Below are 18,245 nucleotides of genomic sequence, written 5' to 3' on the forward strand. Positions count from 1 at the left end.
TACTAATGATAAATATTCTCATACGCAAAAGCATCTGATTGCCGGCGCAGGGTTTTACCCGTTCAATTGGCAAGCCGGGCCGTGGCTTGCCTTGGCAAAATGCGCTGAAAACAAAACGGGCCTGCTTTCGCAGGCCCGTTTTCTGGGGATGGCTTAAAAAATCAGCGTATCAACTGTTGATCGCTGCCTGTTCATTCTCAAGAAATTCTTCCTCCAGCAGTGCGTCATTCGCCTTGCTAAATGGCACCACAGCAGCGCGTGGTTTGCCCCGCAGTTTGCCGAAAAGGTGATCCAGCGCATGCTCCAGTTTTTCGGCTGCACCATCGATCGCTTGTTCCAGCGTATCGGCTTTATGGGTGACGGAAATCGGTTGATGGCCTTTTGGCCGCGCCTCCAGTTGGCAGCGCATGTCATGGGGACCAGGTTTGTCACCGTTCTCGTCGCTCAGATGGACTTCGACACGGGTCAGGTCTTCTTCATAACGGTCGAGCGTGCTCTCAATGGTTGTACGTACCCACTCCTCCAGTCGTTTACTGCTTTGAATATGGTTATCGCTGTTGACTTGGATTTGCATAGTTCATCCCTTATTTCAGCTAGCTCGCAAGAGGCCTTGATCAGGATTTCGTGACCCCTTGATTACAACAATCGGCCCGACTGACGAACATTTCAACCCCTGAAAAAAGAAAAATATTCATTCGCAAAAAAAGCCGGACAACCGAGTAAGTCACTGGTAATGTCGGGAGTTGGGTCGACTTGTCATCCTGCAAGATTTACTCACAATTGCCCGTCGTTCAACGGGTGCAAACTGCGAAAAATCCCCGCCTCCTCCACCAGCCAATCATGCACTGCACGCACGCCCGGATGGCTCAACGCCCCCGGCGCATACAGCAACATGTAACGTTTGTGATTGGGCACCGACAGCCCGAACGGCACCATCAACGTGCCCCGCTCCAGCTCATCGTTGAGCAGCGTGCGCCGGGCAATTGCCACCCCCATACCGGCGATAGCCGCTTCGATGGTCAGGTGGTTGCGATTGAAGGTATGCCCTCGTCGCACGTCCGCCCCCTCGAAGCCGATCGCGTTCAAATAAAACTCCCATTCCGCATATTCATAACTGCCGCGCCAGGCGGTGATGTCGTGCAGCAATGGAAAATGCACCAGATCCGCCGGCCCATGCAGCGGCGGACGCCCGCGCAGCAGGCTCGGCGCGCACACCGGGAAAATCTGCTCATCGAGCAAGGCTGTGGATAACAATCCCGGGTAACTGCCGTCGTTCAGATCGATCGCCAGATCGAAATCGCCCTCGTGCAGCGGCACACTGCTGTCCTCAGCCACCAGACGCAACTGGATGTCCGGGTATCGTTGCTGCAGCCGAGGTAGGCGCGGCGTCAGCCATTTGCTGAGGAACGACGGAATCGAACGCAGCCGCAAAACCCCACTGATCATCCCCGCATCCAGGCGCCGCAATTCGGCATCGATGCTGCCGTAGGCCTCGTTGACCGTCATCGCCAACCGCTGCCCTTCCGCGCTCAGTTCCACCCCTCGCGCACGACGATGAAACAGGCGAAAACCAAGACGCTCCTCCAGTTGACGAATTTGCTGGCTGACCGCCCCCGGCGTGATGTGCAGTTCTTCTGCACAGCGGGTGAAGGACAGGTGCCGCGCGGCACAGGAAAACACCTGCAGCCAGACGTAAGTCTGGGCATGCAATTGACGACTCATCGTTTAGTCCTGCTAAAGGCTGTCTTAGGAAATTTCGTTGGTCACACAAGACCGAGGTAGGCAGTATCGCCGACCTTGCGCTTGGCCTACAAAAAATGGCGGCGATTCCTACAGCATTGCTTGTAAGGCTTTAGCATGGCTATCAGTGTTTTCGATCTATTCAAAGTCGGCATCGGTCCGTCCAGTTCCCACACCGTCGGCCCGATGCGCGCTGCTGCAACCTTCACTCAAGCGCTGATCGACGAGCATTTGCTCAACGATGTGCAACGCGTGGAAATCCGCTTGTATGGTTCGTTGTCCGCCACAGGCGTCGGCCACGCCACCGACCGCGCCACGATCATGGGCCTGATGGGCGAGTGGCCGGACAGCATTGATCCGGCGACCATCGACCCACGCATCCAGCAACTGCGCGAGACCGGCCAACTGTCCCTCGCCGGACAGCGGTCAATTGCCTTCAACTGGCAACGCGATCTCCTGCTGCTCGACGAGAGCCTGCCCTACCATCCCAACGCCATGTCCCTGACAGCCTTTGGCGAAAGCGCTGCACTGTTTACGCAAACGTACTACTCGGTCGGTGGCGGTTTCATCATCGAAGCGGCAGAAGCCGAATCCGGCGTGGCGCCGGCCAGCGACGTGGTATTGCCGTACGACTTTTCCAGCGCCGCCGAACTGTTGTCGCTGTGCAAGCAGCACAAGCTGCGGGTTTGCGAGCTGATGATGGCCAATGAACGGGCCTGGCGCAGCGACACCGAAATTCGGCAGGGTCTGCTGCACATCTGGTCGGTGATGCGCGAGTGCGTCGAACAAGGCCTGCGCCACGAAGGCCTGTTGCCCGGCGGTCTCAATGTGCCGCGCCGCGCGGCAAAACTGCACCGTAGTCTGCTGGAAATCGGCAAACCGAATGTCATCAGCTCGACGCTGTCGGCGATGGAGTGGGTCAACCTATTCGCCCTCGCCGTCAACGAAGAAAACGCTGCGGGCGGGCGCATGGTCACCGCACCGACCAACGGCGCCGCCGGGATCATTCCTGCGGTTCTGCACTACTACATGAAATTCAATCCGGACGCGTCCGACGATGACGTCGTCGTTTTCTTCCTGAGCGCCGCCGCTGTCGGCATTCTGTGTAAGAAAAACGCCTCGATTTCCGGCGCCGAAGTCGGCTGTCAGGGCGAGGTCGGTTCCGCCTGCGCGATGGCCGCTGCCGGCCTGGCCGACGTGCTCGGCGCCACCCCGGAGCAACTGGAGAACGCCGCCGAGATCGGCCTCGAACACAACCTGGGCCTGACCTGCGATCCGGTCGGCGGGCTGGTGCAAGTGCCCTGTATCGAGCGCAACGCCATCGCCGCAGTGAAGGCGATCAACGCCACGCAAATGGCCCTGCGCGGTGACGGCAACCACTTCATTTCCCTCGACCGGGTGATCCGCACCATGCGCGATACCGGCGCCGACATGCACGACAAATACAAAGAGACTTCACGGGGCGGCCTGGCGGTGAACTGGGTGGAATGCTGATCAGCCTGATTGCACTGTCAGCGATCATCGACGCGTTCCTGCCCTGAAACAGGACGCAAATGAACAAGGCGAGCCAGTGGCTCGCCTTGTTTTTGTCCGTGTTCATTGTTCGACAATTATTCCGGCATAGCCCTTGCTACAGCACTTGCATAAAGCGATATGGCGATATGGCCACGGAATGGCCGGTGGTCTGGATGGGCGAACCAACCCGATCGCGGCCGGTCAACAACTGCACGTTCAATCAGGCGGTGACGCATCATGGACAATCCTTTTCAGATCATTACCGATGCCTTCGCGCCGGACTATCAGATCAACCTGAGCATTCAGGGCCTGGACGGCAGCATTATGCTGACCCTGTCCAACAGCGGCCGCATCGTGGCCAAACGCATGATCAGCACCGAACAGCGCAACGACCCCAAACGCCTCAAGCGTCTGGTGCAAAGCATCCAATTCGGCATCGCCATCGAACAAGGCCACAGTGCCATGGCGATCCTTGAAGCGATGACCAGCGGCGACGGCCTGACCCCGCCACCGCAGCGAATCAGCGGTGAGCCTCGGCAGGCTGCCGGGCTTTAAAGCTCGCCCTTCTCGATCTCAGGGTGTTCACCGGAACCTGCTCCGAGCTTGCGTTGCGGCTTGTCGATTTTCACCGAAGGAAATTGCGACGAGGCGTAACGCACCACCAGAATCGAAAACGCCAGCAGCAGAATCCCGCCGCACAGGTAGATGATGCCCATGTCCGGCGGGTTGTGGTGCGAGACGTTGGAGATCAGCAGACGGGTCAGCGCGGTGATAGCCACATAGATCAGGAAGCGCACTGGCATGTGGTTGGTCTTGACTGAAGCCGAGCCCAATCACTCAAAATTTCGTGAAAACCCAAGCCACATTGTCGGCCAATTGACATTCGTCTGCTTCGACCTATCATGGCTCAAGGCCATTAAAATATGCATTTCGCTAAATTTGCATTTGGGTTTAATTCATTCTTGTTTAGAGAGAAACGGATGTCATTTATTAAAAAAGATACAAACTATGGGTACTTAAATTTTTTTGAAATCACAGAAAGCGGTCTTTATAAAATTCAGAAAAAAACTCAAGGTGAAATAAAATCCGAAAGCTTTGGACTAGATACATCATCGGTCCTAAAAAGCATCAAAGACTGGGTTAACTCTAGACGTTTTAAGGAAACTTCACCTTGGGCTGAACATGGCGAGTCTGGTGACGCATCAGTAATGTGTTACTGCCGAGAAATTCATGAATTCGATAATGGCGATTTTCTTTTAACGCTATGGAAACATGACCCTAGTGATTCCAAGAGTTATCGGGGACTTCGATTAAATGAACAAGGAGAACCTATCGGATACATCAGTAACAACTCCATGGATACTGGGGATGATGTTGTCTGGGGGCATCCTTGTTACTACTGGATAATACCCAATTCAAATTTAGTAATTTCAGTAAAATTCGAAGACTCGAAATGCGACTCAGACCTAATGCAAAAATGGATTAACTACTGCGTAAGATATCGATTAAAAATAGCTAACCACAACAAACGTCAACCCGGCGAATCTGCGACAACCATTTATTTCAGCTCAAAAGACGCTCCAGAAGATTATAGCTTGCTATATAGATTTTCAAAAAAGATAAAAGAATTCAAGACAAGCGAAGCGTATCTGAAGAAAATTTGTGAAACAACCAAGCACGTACTTCTCAGAAATGAGGTTATTGTCAGCTCACAACCGGCCCAACAGGAGTCTCAAAAAACTCACAAATCAATGCTAACGTTGGATAAAGCAAATAGCGAAATTTTCGACTTTATCCAGAATATTATGGGGCGGTTTTTCGGACCAGAACTCTCTGACGAAGATGGCGATGATGGAAAAAGAAGAGTTGAAGTAAAGCTAGAGGCCACACCTACATATGAGCAAATGCAAGACTTCATGAAGTACTCTTCCGACTTCACGGAAGATGGTTGGGCTGACGTAATATTCATTGATGAAAACGACAACAAGACGTCCATAAAAAAACATAGGCTAGTCGAGCGAATCATGCTTCCTAAAAGCGGCGAAACCTATTCTGCAACTCAGCTATACAGCACCATAGCTGGTAACCGTTCAAATTATCTGGAAGTAATATCTCGCATCAACGAGAAGCCGTCAACAATCGAAGAAACCGAACTGTCAGATATAGCGATAGCCTAATGGTTATAATATTACTTTGCATTTTACCATCCATTGCATCAATATTTTTTGGATGGCATCTCAAAGCTGAAACAATACCAGCTACTCTAGGCCTACTAGTGGGCGTGTCAGGAGCTGTATTCACCATAATGAGTATTTGGATTGCCTTTCTATATCCTAATGTCCTGAGAGTATTAAAAGGCGAAAATCTTGTTAATGCGGATTTCAGTTCTAGTGGTGGCGACACCACAAGACTGAAAATTATTGTAGGGGTGATCATTCAATCCGCCTTATCTATGGCATTCGCTCTTTTAGGAATGTTATTTGTGAGTTTCTATGATGGGTTCGGCTTAAAAACTCAAGAACTCTCTCTAGCTGCGATGCAATTTCTGATTGTATTTTTTAGCGGACTACAAATATCTGCAATACTGAGCGTAATTCATATCAACTCCACCCTTATAAAAAATCTCGAAGGAAAAAACAAAGCTAGAGCACGCGACTGGGACACTTAGTTTACAAGCAACCTAACGCCCTGCTATATCCGCGTAAGTCTGGAAGTAGCGGGGCTGAACACTTATATATTTGGCACACGCAATATTTGAAAAGCAAACACAACAGGCTCATGTAAAAATGTCAGCAATTTATAAAAAACAATGACGCCATTGCTTAGTACCAATCTCCCCACATTTCAACTCATCAACTTATAATATGGAAAGTGCAAAAATCTCGACCAAACACGCTCACTCACTGAAACGTGAGGCTTCAAGCGATTTCCTCTCTGGATTTTAAATTAACATGCGACGGGTACTTTCAAAAATGGAAAAACTTAGAATTTAAGTCTATCGCCCACTTCAAACCCAATCTAAAAGCATGCTATAAACATCTTACGACAAAATTGGTACAGAGGTATCGCTAGCATGGGAAACTTTGCAATCTATAGCATCGGTCATGGGGGCAGAAGCATAGAAGAATTGATATCCCTCCTCAAAGACAATGAAATATCTTATGTCATTGACGTTCGGACAAAACCGAGATCAAGATTTCACCCTCAGTACAACAAAGAAAGACTAGATAATCACTTAAAAGCTGAAAATATACGCTATGTTTTCATGGGCGAAAATTTGGGCGGCCTTCCCAAAGATGAATCCTGCTATGACACGGATGGACATGTAAACTATGAAAAAACAAAACAGCAAGATTTTTTCAAAGAAGGCATAGCTCGAATTAAAACTGCTTACGAAAAAAAAATACGTATCGCATGTATGTGCAGTGAAATAGACCCTTGCGACTGTCATCGAAGTAAATTAATTGGCGAAGTACTAAAAGACATTGATATACCTATGATCCACATAGGCAAACATGGAGAACTGGAAGATCAGAGAAGCGTTATCAATAGAGCAATTAGCAATAGCTCGTCACATGACTTATTTTCAAATGAGAAGGCCCCACTGCGTTCAAGAAAACCATACCGATAAGGAGAATAGTTTTGGTTATTGAGTCCGATGTTGTAATTTTATCAAAAACAAGGATGTCTGGCTCCAATGTTTGCGTAGGTGGATACGACACTTCAAAACATCGGATGATAAGGCTACTTGACTCGCACGCTAAATCACTAAACGCTAACTATCCGTATGAAGTTGGCCAAGCATATAGAATAAATTACCAAACCCGCTACATAATTAGCCCTCCACACACAGAGGATGTCGCAGTATACAATTATCAGTTCATCGATTGGTGTAATATAGATTACTTCAACCAGCTAACGCTCTCCCTCTCATTAAAAAATGTTAGCCTCAGTGATTTATTTGATGGAAACCTTAACTGGGAAAACGATAGCGGCTACATAAGTGAAGAGAAAAATGTCAATTACAGTGTTCAAATTGCAACATTAAATAACAATCTAAAAAAAGAGAACGATTACTTCGTAGACAGTACAAATATCTTCAGCAGAAAACGCGTTAAATATGTGGGATTTAAAAACATAAACGAAATGCCAGACACAATACCGGCGGGAACTAAAATCCGCTTTTCCTTAGCAAGAATGTGGGACAAAAATAACGACGGAAACAGAAGATCATATCTACAGCTTTCCGGCATATATTAAAATGGTTACTTAACCTCACCTTGAATTAAAAAAAACATCAACCCGTTTTCACTTGTGAAAAATATCATAAACAAAAAAATATACACCGGCGACACAATTTTAAGTGCTAGGGGACAGGCTAACCTCCCCTAGCTCTCAAAGATCAATCTTCAATCACATTCAACACAAACCCTAGCATCACAAAACTTCAAAATAATCCAAAAACCACAATTAAAATACCACCTAAAAGTACAACTTCGCCTCAAGAAACCACTGGCAAAAAAAACACTAATTTAATATTACACTAATAATAAAATATTATTTTTACTCACAAAACCCTCTGCTTTCAAAACCACAAAAAAACAGAACATATTGCATTCAAGCAGCTAGTCTCTAGCTTAAGTTATCTCTTTCCCACTGGCGTCAATAGATTTCGTCGAAGGGTATTTATAGGATGCGAAGCGAACCACAAAAATAGAAAAAGCCAATAGTAGAATCCCACCACATACATACAACAAGCCAGCATCTGGTTCTTTATGATGTGATACATCGCCAATCAACAATCTTGTCAAAGCAGTAATAGCAACATAAAGAAGAAACCTGATTGGCATATGATTTGTTTTAAAATAAATACCTACCATTGCCCCTAACTCTAGGTAAATGAATAGCAAAAGAATGTCGTCAACGCTGATACTGCCCTCGCCTAGCATCCTAATAAAGGTGACAACTGCAGCGTAGGCGGTGATCGCTCCAATGCCAAATAAAGCTAGATAGTGGAAGGCCTCAACACACAAATTCCCCAGAGAGTCAGCCGAGCAATGAAGTTTTTTGCGGAGTTTATCAGCCCAATTCAGGTTATCCATTTTCTACCGCTCCAATCAGATGCAACATCAAGACGAGGAAACGCAAAGCACATAGTCAAGCATCCAAAAGCCCGTTATGGCTGGTTTTTGATTTTATTTCGAATGTTAGTATCGTGTGGTTGGTCTTGAAGTAAATCCCGACCATCGCGCCCAGTTCCAGATAGATGAACAGCAACAGAATGTCATCAATCTTGATATGCCCCTCTTCGAGCATCCCGAGAAACTCCATCACCGCCGCCCACGCCGTCACCGCACCGATGGCGAACAGCGCCAGGTAGTGGAAAGTTTCGACGAACAAATTGCCCAGGGACTCGGCCAGTTGATGCACGTTTTGCCGCAGTTTCTCGGCCCAGTTGATTTTCACGATGATGTTCCTTAGCCCGATTCGAGCGGATGATGCGTGTTGGACATGACGTTTTTCTGCATGCTTTGGGTTTCATGCAGAAAAGAGGCCACGCCATCATGGCGAGGTGCCACGAAGCGCGCGCCGTGGCGTTTCGTCGCAGTGCCTGCGCAAGGCTGACAAACCCTGAATCCGGTCTACATTGAAAAGCCACTACCCATAGCGCAGGGATTCGCTTATCCTTTTCGCTGTATATGGATACAGTAGTCGTGAAGACAACTTAACGTGAAGGCATGTGAGGTGGTGAATGGCCGTCGAAGTGGTATACCGCAGCAGCCGAGATCTGGAGCGCTTGTTCATGGATAAAGCCGAAGCTGACCGTCATGACAAAATGCTCGAACTGGCCGAATATCTGGCCGATGTGTTGCAAAAAGCCGTTCCGTCCATGACTGAGCAGCAAGTGGAAGAAGCCGGGATCTACATGGCGAAGAACCGCGATGTGTTCGCCCGGGCGTTCAAGAGCCAGCCTGATGCACTCTCGGAGCTGATCAATGCACCGGCTGAGCCGGTCGAGAAAGCCGAGGCCGAGGAATCTGCCGAAGCGCCCTTGAAACCGGCAAAAGCGGTGAAAGCTGCGAAGTAATCAATGCCCGAATTGAATAGGCCCTGAGTCGAATGGCTCAGGGCCTTTTTCATGCCGATGAAACTCAGCGATACAACACTTTCTCCGCCAACTCATCGGCCACCCTCGCCGGTGAGCGTTTTTCCGCCTGGGCATGGGCAAACACTTCAGTCAGCCGCGAGCTGATTTTCGACAGATGCGCAGTGATCGTCGGCAACTCTTCGCCGCGATGCTTCAGTGAAACGTAGATCAGGCCGCCGGCATTGATCACGTAATCGGGGGCATACAGAATCCCGCGCCGCTCCAGTTGATCCGCCACGTCCAGATGCGTCAGCTGATTATTCGCCGATCCCGCCACTGCCGAGCAACGCAGTTGCGTGACCGTGTGACTGTTGAGCACACCGCCCAGCCCACACGGCGCCAGAATGTCGCAAGGCGTGCAGAGCAGCGCATCGTTGGCGACTGGATGGGCGTTGAGTTGCTCCATCGCCAGTTGCACCTTGCCGTGGTCGATGTCGCTGACCAGCAGTTCGGCGCCCGCCGCGTGAAGCTGCTCGGCCAGTGCGTAACCGACATTGCCCAAGCCCTGAATCGCAACGCGCAGACCTTCGAGGTTATCGCAGCCCAATCGCGCCATGGCGGTGGCACGAATCCCGGCGAACACGCCCATTGCCGCGTGTGGCGCCGGGTCGCCGGCCGAGGTGGTGCTGGTGACGTGTTGGGTCTGCTGGGCGATGCAATCCATGTCCGCCACGCAAGTACCACTGTCGATGGCGGTGATGTAGCGACCGTCGAGTTGATCAATGCAGCGGCCGAAGGCTTCAAATAACGTCCCGCGATTTTCCACATGCACCGGGCGCACAATCACCGCCACACCACCGCCCTGCGGCAGCCCGGCCAGCGCAGCTTTGTAGCTCATGCCCTGAGCGAGACGAATGGCGTCTTCGACGGCTGATTCGTCATTGGGATAGGCAAGATAACGACATCCGCCAAGGGCCGGCCCGAGGCGACTGTTATGGATGGCAATGACCGCCTTCAACCCGGAGACCGGGTCAACGCTAAGGTGCAGCGATTCCAGGCGAGTGCTTTGCATGAGCGCAAACATCGTTGGGCTCCCGAATCACTTCTTGTAGAACGCCAGTATAGGCTTGCGCCCGAAAATTGCTGCAGCGCACCGGAATAAGCGCCCGTGCGGACAATGGGTTTGCGGCATATATCCAGACTGGCGCAGCCAGGCACTGGACGAATGGCATGGACGGGGCTAAAACGGGGCATTACCCGGAGATTCTGATGAGTGCGCGCCAACGTTTTTTCGAGTGTCTGCACCGTTCACCGCCTGCGCTGTTCGACGCCGCGCTGTGGATCGCGGCCGAGCACGATAAAACCGTCAATCCCGAGGCGCTTATGCAGGACTTCAAGGAATTGCAGCAGCGGGTCAGCTATGGCTTGCCGATGTTGCCGGTCAGCGAACTGGCGCAGCCGCTATTACGGCGGATGACGGAGCTCGGCTTCGCTCAGGACGACTTCCTCCCGCTGCGCCCACAGGCCGCGTTATTGCACAAAGTGCTGCAAACCCGTCGCGGCCAGCCTTTGGTGTTGGCGTTGATTGCGCTGGAACTGGCGCGCGCGCTGGAAATTCCACTGGTCGGGGTTAACTTCCCCGGGCACTTCCTGCTCCGGGTACCCGGTGCCGATCACTTGCTTGACCCCTGCGGTGGTCGACGCCTGTACCCCAACGACTGTCGAGAACTGTTGCAGCGCCAATACGGCCCGAACATGAAGCTCAACGCCGACCATCTGCTGACTGCCACGCCGGTGCAGATGCTTCAACGCCTGTCGCGCAACCTGCGCCAGTTGTACCTGTCCCACGATGACTTTATCGCGGCCCTGATCGACGCCGAACGCGTGCTTGAGCTGGGCGACGCCAACGCCGCCGATTACCTGGCGCGCGCCAGTCTTTATCAGCGGCTCGACTGCCCAAATGCCGAACGCTTCGATCTGGAGCATGCGCTACTGCTCAGTGATGACCCGATTCAGCGCTTGCGCCTGACGGAACGGCTTGGGCATCTCCCACCCAATTCCGTCGTCCACTGATCCCTTGTGGGAGCGGGATTGCTCGCGGATGCGGTGTATCAGTCAAAATCTCTGTGTCTGACACGGTGCTTTCGCGAGCAAGCCCGCTCCCACAGGAATTTACGGTGTATCTGGCTGGTTGGCGGGATGCGCCTTGATGAACGCCGGATGTTCAGCGGCCAATGCCGCCACGCGGCGAATCCGCGGATAAGCCTGCAGCGAAACATTGAACCGCTGCGCGGCATACAACTGCGGGATCAGGTAGACGTCCGCCACGCATGGCCACTCACCGAAACAGAAACCGCTGTCACCGATCAACTGTTCCACCGTCGCCAGCCCCTGCCCGATCCAGTGACTGATCCACTCCACCACTTGCGGCTCATCGTGCCCCAACTGACGTAGACGATTAAGCACGCTGACGTTGTGCAGCGGATGCACATCGCAGCCGATCACCGCCGCCACGCCGCGCACATGCGCACGGGTAGCAAGGTCTTCGGGCAAAAGAGGCCACTGTGGATAACGCTCTTCCAGATACTCGATGATCGCCGGCGACTGAATCAGCAGTTCGCCTTCGTCAGTACGCAACGCCGGCACCCGCCCCTGCGGATTGATCGCCAGATACGCCGCTTGCCGATGCTCGCCACCGGGCGGTGCAATCAGGTTGACCGGCAGTGCCTGATAGTCGAGCCCCTTGAGCGCCAGCGCGATCCGCACCCGATACGACGAGGTCGAACGGTAATAGGTATAGAGATCCATGAGCCGCTCCTGTCAGCGCGCCGGCAGCACTTTACCGCGGCATTCGCCGAAGCCGATGGAAGCAAAACCGTCACGGACGCAGCGCGCACGCAGGATGATTTCGTCGCCGTCCTCAAGAAATTTGCGCACTTCACCGGACGCCAGTTCTATCGGCTTTTTGCCGCCCTCGGTGATTTCCAGCAGGCTGCCGAACTGACCGTTTTCAGGACCGGACAAAGTGCCAGAGCCGAACAGGTCACCGGCCTGCAACTGGCAACCGTTGACGCTGTGGTGCGCAACCATTTGCGCGACGGTCCAGTACATGTAGCGGGTGTTGCTCAGTGTCAGGCGATGGGCCGGCAGGTTTTGCTCGCGCATGGCTTCGGTAAGCAGCAACACTTGCAGCTCGATGTCGAAGGCGCCAGCGTCCTGATCGCGTTTGTCGAGCAGGTAAGGCAGCGGCTGCGGATCACCTTGCGGGCGCGCAGGTTGCGCGGTGCGGAACGGCGCCAGCGCTTCGGCGGTCACCACCCACGGCGAGACGCTGGTGATGAAGCTCTTGGACAGGAACGGGCCCAGCGGCTGATATTCCCACGCCTGAATGTCGCGAGCCGACCAGTCGTTGAGCAGGCAGAAACCGGCGATGTGCTCAGCCGCATCACCGATGGCAATCGAATCGCCCATCTCATTGCCCTGACCGATCCAGATCCCCAGTTCCAGTTCATAGTCCAAGCGAGCGCACGGGCCAAAAGTCGGTTCGGTTTGACCGGCGGGCAGCGTCTGGCCTTTGGGGCGGCGCACGTCGGTGCCGGAGGCGCGCACCGTCGAGGCGCGACCGTGGTAGCCGATCGGTACGTGCTTGTAGTTGGGCAGCAGAGGGTTGTCGGGGCGGAACAGTTTGCCGACGTTCTGCGCGTGTTCGATGCCGACGTAGAAGTCGGTGTAGTCGCTGATGCGCGCCGGCAGATGCATCTGGCAGTCCACGGCCAAAGGCAGTAGTTTTGCCCCTTGGGCTTCGATATTGCCGCGCTCGGTGCTGCCTTCTTCAAACAATTCAAGCAGACGCTGGCGCAGCGCCGCGCGAGCCGGGCGACCGAGTTCGAAGAACGCATTGAGCAAACCGCCCTTCATGGCTTCGACGGCACTTCGCGCTGCACCGTCGAACAGACCGGCCTCAAGCGCCACTTGCAGATCGAAGACGTGATCGCCGATCGCGACGCCAGCGCGCGGCACCAAACCGTTGACACTGAACACGCCGAGCGGCAGGTTCTGCAGCGGAAAATCGGCGTGGCCGTTGGCCGAAGCAACCCAACTGCGGGTGATGGAATTCTGAGTCATGGGTTATCTCCGGGTCGGGTCGAACGTGGCGGGCAGTGTGGCCCAGCAGGCGTCGTAATTGGGTTGCAGTTGTGGGCAGTCGAGGGCGAAGCGGCTTGGGCGCAGCACCTGACTGGTCTCGAACATGAAGGCCATGGTGTTATCGATTTTCGCCGGTTTGAGTTCGGCGTTGATGGCCTTGGTGCAGGTCTCACCGTCCGGGCCGTGGGCGCTCATGCAACTGTGCAGCGAGGCGCCGCCAGGCACGAAGCCTTCAGCCTTGGCGTCGTATTCGCCCTGGATCAGGCCCATGAATTCATTCATCAGGTTGCGGTGGAACCACGGCGGACGGAAGGTGTTCTCGGCCACCATCCAGCGAGGCGGGAAGATCACGAAGTCGAGGTTGGCCAGACCGTGCACGCTGGTCGGCGAGGTCAGTACGGTGAAGATCGACGGATCGGGATGATCGAAACTGACCGTGCCGATGGTGTTGAAGCGGCGCAGATCGTATTTGTACGGCACGTTGTTACCGTGCCAGGCGACCACGTTCAGTGGCGAATGATTGAGTTCGGTGGCCCACAACTGCCCAAGAAATTTCTGCACCAGCGTGGTCGGTTGTTGCAGATTTTCGTAAGCAGCGACCGGGGTCAGGAAATCCCGTGGGTTGGCCAAGCCATTGCTACCGATTGGCCCCAGATCCGGCAGGCGCAGCGGCGCGCCGTGGTTCTCGGCGATGTAGCCGCGTGCTTGCGGGTCAAGCAGTTCGACGCGGAATTTCAGACCGCGTGGCAGCACGGCGATTTCCAGCGGCGCCACTTCCAGCACACCCAGTTCGGTTGCTATGCGCAGGCGACCGAGTTGCGGCACCAGCAGCAGTTCGCCGTCGGCGTTGAAGAACACACGCTCCATTGAGCGGTTGGCGGCGTAGTTGTAGATGCTGATGCCAGCGGGTTTATCGGCGCCGGCGTTGGCGGCCATGCTCACCAGACCGTCGATGAAATCGGTCGGTTCGCTCGGGATATCCAACGGGTTCCAGCGCAGACGATTGGGGGTCACCTCGCCTAACGGCCCACCAGCCAGTTGCCGTTCAAGTTTGACGAACGCCGGGTGATTGGCCGATGGCTGAATGCGGTACATCCAGGTACGCCGGGCTTCACTGCGGGTCATGGTGAACGCAGTACCGGAAAACAATTCGGTGTAGAGGCCGTAGGGGGCTTTTTGCGGGGAGTTCTGGCCGACGGGCAGCGCGCCGGGCAACGCTTGAGTGCTGAATTCGTTGCCGAAACCGGACTGATAAGCCAGCGTCGACGCGGTTGAATCGAGGTTCATGGAGCCTCCTGAACAGGGAGTCGGCATGGCCCATCGCTCTGGCTCAGAGGTTTCGGCACGCCGGGGTTGTTATTATCGTAATTCGATTACGCATAACGTAATTTGCTCGCTATCCAGCGTCAAGCTATAAAGACGCCCATTCGTTCCGGAACCCGGCAGCATCATGGAAAAAACCAGCGACAGTCACGGCAAACAGAAAGTCCGCTCCGCCGAAGTCGGCACCGACATCCTCAAGGCCCTGGCCGAGTTGTCGCCCGCCACTTCCTTGTCGCGCCTGGCCGAGCACGTACAAATGCCCGCAAGCAAGGTGCACCGCTACCTGCAAGCGTTGATCGCCTCGGGATTTGCCGAACAGAACCCCGCCACCAACCATTACGGCCTCGGCCGCGAAGCGCTGCGCGTGGGTCTGGCCGCACTCAACAGTATGGATGTGCTGAAAGTCGCGGCCCTGCCATTGGCCGAATTGCGCGACGAACTCAACGAAACCTGTTTCCTCGCGGTGTGGGGTAATCAGGGGGCCACCGTGGTGCACATCGAGCCGGCGGTGCGTGCGGTGACGGTGGTGACGCAATTGGGTTCAGTGCTGCCGCTGCTCAGCTCTTCAACGGGGTTGGTGTTCAGTGCCTATCTGCCCCACCGGGAAACCGATGAGTTGCGTGATCAGGAAGTGGCCGCTGTGGATCATCCACTGAAGGACGAAAAAACATACGCAACACTGTGCGAGCAGATCCGCGAACGTGGTCTGCATCATGTGCATGGCTTGCTGATGCCGGGGGTGGATGCGTTGTCCGCTCCGGTATTCAACGCTGTCGGACAGATCGCCGCCGTGATGACCATCGTCGGCCCGACCTCACTGTTTCACGCCGACGAAAACGGCCCGGCGGCGCAGCGGTTGTTGGCTGCGACGCGGGCCGTGAGTTGGCGGATGGGGTTCGACGCAGAGGCGCCGGCAATTCGCTAACAGGGTGTTACAGCAATACGGTTTTGCTGTCCCCCGCTGGCTCCTCCTGGAGAATTTCTTCAATTATCGCCAGAAGACGTTCATGGCCGAGGGTCTGGCCGGTCGCCGATCCAATCAGGCCGACGATTGCCTTGCCGTCACCCATGAGTTGAATCAGCGTCTTCTGCGCCTTGGTTGCTTCCTTGCCTCCAGGAATCAAAGACGCCAGGTCCAGTAGAGCCTCCTTGAAACTGTTGAAGGCCGTCTCTCGATCGCCATATCGGTAGGACTCGGCGCCTTCCAGTACGTTTTTGGTGATTTGCACCACGGAGAGTGCGAATCCAACGGGCGGGATTACCAAACTGACGACACTCGCAGCCAACGCCACCGAGTCATAGGCCAATTTGCCAATGATTTCGTTCAGACTGGTGGTTTGCGCGTTAATATCAGCAATGATCCGTTCGATACGTTCGTTATAACTCGCGCGCAACGACAGCACGCGGCTGTTGAGCTCAAGCACGGGAAGTTTTTCAGAAACATTGTTGAATTCAATGTTATTGATGAACGTCCCCATGATCCGTTGATCGACGTACTTGACCCGGTCGTAGAAGTACTGACCCAGCCCGTGTTCCTTGATCGCCTCGAAAAACCCGCTCAACGGTCGCAAGTAGACGCCGTCCGGCGCGTCAGGCGTATAAAGAATTTCACTGACTTTGCCGCCCTGTACCAGCCTGAAAACATACACACCCTCAACCAGACACCGTTTTACATGAAACTTGAAGACTGCACTGAACTGCACGGTCGAAGGCACTTCTCCGAAAGGCGGAAAAGAAGCAGGCGTCCCTTTATCGAAGTTCAGGATCAACGTGCGCAATTGCTCAGCCAACGTGAGGGTGATAGCACCGGCATAAAAACTCGACAACACCGAACGTTGCATTTCAGCCTGTCGGGACTTGAAGTGAACTTCTTTCTTTAATTCATAATCGGGGTGCTGTTTGTTTAAATAATCGGCACGCAGCATGGCGATGTACTTCTCTCCCGGGCGCAACGTTCTCGACCAACTGGCCAGTTGACGTATGTCCAGGTCGGGCAGTGCTGGATGCTTCGCGCCTACACGAAAGCGCGGATAAATCCCAATCACTTCGCCGCCACGATCATGGGCATAAAACTGCGTTTCCTTGATGATCAACTGGGTGAGCGTAATCGTCTCGTTTTCACTCAGATCAAGGAAGATCTCGTCCGGGTTTACCTGCACCGTTTTTCCGATGGTCTTTAAAAGATCTTCGATACGTTGCTTGATCAGGTCGTAACAGAAGCGCTCATAGGTCAGGATGCCCGCTTCGCGAGTGCCGATGGTGTAGAGCGCTTTCAACTCCGTATTCAAGCGGGCAAACGACTGGCGCATTTCATCAGGGGCGCTTCGATAGGCGGCAGGATGCGCGAGCGTTTCCTGTGCCAGGTCCCAGGCGATCTGATGGAAGATTGCCTCGACAAGAATGCCTTCCGGTGCGTCCGGCCATTCGGAAAACGTTACCCCTTTCCAGGCACTCGGAAGCTGCCGCAGCGTGGCCATGTATTTGGCCAGTGACGCCCTTTCCGCAGGTTGGGTTTGCGCCGCCAGATAGCTCTGCCCTTCGGCTGTTCTCACCCAGCCAGCCACATGAAATTCAAGTTCACGACTGTTGGGAAATTGATACCAGTCGCGCTCTTCCGGCGAGCCTGGGGCGTACAAGACGCAGTTGCCGTGGGGATTGGCCTTTTGCTGGAAAACCATCAGATCGCGGAAACCGAACCGGAAGCCATTCATCACGAAGGCCGATGCCGAAATACTCCGGTCTCCTTGCATAAAACGTTCGACCATCGCCATGTTTGGCTGATTGAGATGCCCCTGCACGGCAGCGCAAAAAGTGCTGTAGGCGATGCGCGCCCCCAAGACCTCCAGAAGCGCCATCTGCACGTCGTAATCGTTAAAGGCTTTACGGCGCGTGTCCCAGAAATCCGAGCGGATGTTGACAGACGCCAGCCAGTTTTCTACGCGCACAGGTGTCAAGCCGGAAGGAACCGGCCCTTCAAAAGCCATCTCGAAGCGTTGATTGCGATCATGTACGCCGAACAGCGCCAGTTCCACAAACGTGCGCTTGTCTTCCTGAACCAGGGTGCGCGCTCCGACCTTGATGGCATAGCGACAGGTGACCTTGATAGTTTCAGGATCAACCGAAACACCCAATGCACTGTTGATCCACTCTTTACTTCGTACAGCAGCATAGGCTTTCAGCGATGCTGCCTTATCCAGAAACTGATCACGCCGGGTTTCCTCAGCGCGCACTTGCTGTAGCAAATGGTCATGACGCTGCTTATTTTGTTCACTGGCACCTGACAGCCATGCGGGTCGAACTTCTGAAAAGCCATTGATAACGCTCATACCTAACTCCTTGGTCAACGATCAAGAAATGACACTGCGCCACTTCGATTGCGAGCAAGTTATCGAATATAAACAGCGAAAAAAATCCAACAGCCGTTACTGCAAGT

Annotated in this window: 16 protein-coding genes and 3 pseudogenes; 9 read left to right on the forward strand and 10 right to left on the reverse strand. The window is 53.7% G+C overall.

The genetic code is table 11. The features are described from left to right. Positions 1-169: 169 nt before the first annotated feature. Both K5E40_RS05355 and K5E40_RS05360 read right to left on the reverse strand, forming a co-directional pair. On the reverse strand, positions 170-574 hold the full coding sequence (locus K5E40_RS05355) for an HPF/RaiA family ribosome-associated protein (RefSeq protein WP_221729979.1): 405 nt from the start codon (positions 572-574) through the stop codon (positions 170-172). A 200-nt stretch (positions 575-774) separates the two neighbouring features. Beyond that, positions 775-1,722: a LysR substrate-binding domain-containing protein gene (locus tag K5E40_RS05360; RefSeq protein WP_221729980.1), complete on the reverse strand. Its 948-nt coding sequence runs from the start codon at positions 1,720-1,722 to the stop codon at positions 775-777. 135 nt (positions 1,723-1,857) lie between these two features. Between K5E40_RS05360 and K5E40_RS05365 the strand changes: the two genes are divergently transcribed. Together K5E40_RS05365 and K5E40_RS05370 are read left to right on the forward strand one after the other, a co-directional pair. Further along, complete coding sequence (locus K5E40_RS05365) at positions 1,858-3,234, forward strand: L-serine ammonia-lyase (protein ID WP_221729981.1); 1,377 nt, start codon at positions 1,858-1,860, stop codon at positions 3,232-3,234. Positions 3,235-3,492: 258 nt separating this feature from the next. Then, on the forward strand, positions 3,493-3,810 hold the full coding sequence (locus K5E40_RS05370) for a DUF3509 domain-containing protein (protein ID WP_221729982.1): 318 nt from the start codon (positions 3,493-3,495) through the stop codon (positions 3,808-3,810). Here the strand turns inward: K5E40_RS05370 and K5E40_RS05375 are convergent. Beyond that, positions 3,807-4,070, reverse strand: a pseudogene (locus tag K5E40_RS05375) (phosphate-starvation-inducible PsiE family protein); the annotation flags it as partial. The gene K5E40_RS05370 and the pseudogene K5E40_RS05375 sit on opposite strands and share 4 nt — an antisense overlap. A 165-nt stretch (positions 4,071-4,235) precedes the next feature. Between K5E40_RS05375 and K5E40_RS05380 the strand changes: the two are divergent. The 4 genes from K5E40_RS05380 to K5E40_RS05395 all read left to right on the forward strand — a co-directional run bounded on the left by K5E40_RS05380 (position 4,236) and on the right by K5E40_RS05395 (position 7,515). Next, positions 4,236-5,432 (forward strand): hypothetical protein, encoded by a 1,197-nt coding sequence (locus tag K5E40_RS05380; RefSeq protein WP_221729983.1) that lies wholly within the window; start codon positions 4,236-4,238, stop codon positions 5,430-5,432. A 128-nt stretch (positions 5,433-5,560) separates the two neighbouring features. Next, complete coding sequence (locus tag K5E40_RS05385; RefSeq protein ID WP_221729984.1) at positions 5,561-5,923, forward strand: hypothetical protein; 363 nt, start codon at positions 5,561-5,563, stop codon at positions 5,921-5,923. A gap of 405 nt (positions 5,924-6,328) precedes the next feature. Beyond that, positions 6,329-6,886, forward strand: coding sequence for a DUF488 family protein (locus tag K5E40_RS05390; RefSeq protein WP_198708895.1), 558 nt, complete (start codon positions 6,329-6,331; stop codon positions 6,884-6,886). An 11-nt stretch (positions 6,887-6,897) separates the two neighbouring features. Then, the gene (locus tag K5E40_RS05395; protein WP_221729985.1) at positions 6,898-7,515 is read left to right on the forward strand and encodes a dual OB domain-containing protein; all 618 of its coding nucleotides are present in this window, start codon (positions 6,898-6,900) and stop codon (positions 7,513-7,515) included. A gap of 377 nt (positions 7,516-7,892) precedes the next feature. On the opposite strand, the gene K5E40_RS05400 is transcribed toward K5E40_RS05395, so the two are convergent. Both K5E40_RS05400 and K5E40_RS05405 read right to left on the reverse strand, forming a co-directional pair. Further along, positions 7,893-8,357 (reverse strand): phosphate-starvation-inducible protein PsiE, encoded by a 465-nt coding sequence (locus K5E40_RS05400; protein ID WP_221729986.1) that lies wholly within the window; start codon positions 8,355-8,357, stop codon positions 7,893-7,895. A gap of 94 nt (positions 8,358-8,451) precedes the next feature. Further along, positions 8,452-8,721 (reverse strand): annotated as a pseudogene (locus tag K5E40_RS05405) (phosphate-starvation-inducible PsiE family protein); the annotation flags it as partial. Positions 8,722-9,007: 286 nt separating this feature from the next. Here K5E40_RS05405 and K5E40_RS05410 point away from each other — a divergent pair. After that, positions 9,008-9,262: pseudogene (locus K5E40_RS05410) on the forward strand (YebG family protein); the annotation flags it as partial. Between the two features lie 145 nt (positions 9,263-9,407). On the opposite strand, the gene K5E40_RS05415 reads toward K5E40_RS05410, so the two are convergent. Then, positions 9,408-10,427, reverse strand: a complete 1,020-nt coding sequence (locus K5E40_RS05415; RefSeq protein WP_221729988.1) for a Glu/Leu/Phe/Val dehydrogenase dimerization domain-containing protein — start codon at positions 10,425-10,427, stop codon at positions 9,408-9,410. 185 nt (positions 10,428-10,612) lie between these two features. Between K5E40_RS05415 and K5E40_RS05420 the strand changes: the two genes are divergently transcribed. Next, positions 10,613-11,416, forward strand: a complete 804-nt coding sequence (locus tag K5E40_RS05420; protein WP_221729989.1) for a SirB1 family protein — start codon at positions 10,613-10,615, stop codon at positions 11,414-11,416. A 99-nt stretch (positions 11,417-11,515) separates the two neighbouring features. Here the strand turns inward: K5E40_RS05420 and maiA are convergent, their stop codons facing one another. From maiA to hmgA, 3 genes are read right to left on the reverse strand one after another with little or no spacing between them, the layout of a single operon-like run. After that, entirely contained in the window at positions 11,516-12,151 is a 636-nt protein-coding gene (gene maiA / locus K5E40_RS05425) for a maleylacetoacetate isomerase (protein WP_221729990.1), read from the reverse strand. Positions 12,152-12,163: 12 nt separating this feature from the next. Next, positions 12,164-13,468, reverse strand: a complete 1,305-nt coding sequence (fahA, locus tag K5E40_RS05430) for a fumarylacetoacetase (protein WP_221729991.1) — start codon at positions 13,466-13,468, stop codon at positions 12,164-12,166. 3 nt (positions 13,469-13,471) lie between these two features. After that, positions 13,472-14,776 carry a homogentisate 1,2-dioxygenase gene (hmgA, locus tag K5E40_RS05435; protein ID WP_221729992.1) on the reverse strand — a complete coding sequence of 435 codons (1,305 nt, stop codon included), beginning with the start codon at positions 14,774-14,776 and terminating at the stop codon, positions 13,472-13,474. A 163-nt stretch (positions 14,777-14,939) separates the two neighbouring features. On the opposite strand from hmgA, the gene K5E40_RS05440 reads away from it, so the two are divergent. Further along, positions 14,940-15,737: an IclR family transcriptional regulator gene (locus K5E40_RS05440; protein WP_221729993.1), complete on the forward strand. Its 798-nt coding sequence runs from the start codon at positions 14,940-14,942 to the stop codon at positions 15,735-15,737. A gap of 7 nt (positions 15,738-15,744) precedes the next feature. On the opposite strand, the gene K5E40_RS05445 is transcribed toward K5E40_RS05440, so the two are convergent. Continuing rightward, a complete protein-coding gene (locus K5E40_RS05445) occupies positions 15,745-18,138 on the reverse strand; it encodes a dermonecrotic toxin domain-containing protein (RefSeq protein ID WP_221729994.1) in 2,394 nt (797 codons plus the stop codon). Positions 18,139-18,245 lie beyond the last annotated feature (107 nt).

Origin of the sequence: Pseudomonas baetica (assembly GCF_019733355.1) — a bacterium.
GTDB lineage: Bacteria > Pseudomonadota > Gammaproteobacteria > Pseudomonadales > Pseudomonadaceae > Aquipseudomonas > Aquipseudomonas baetica_A.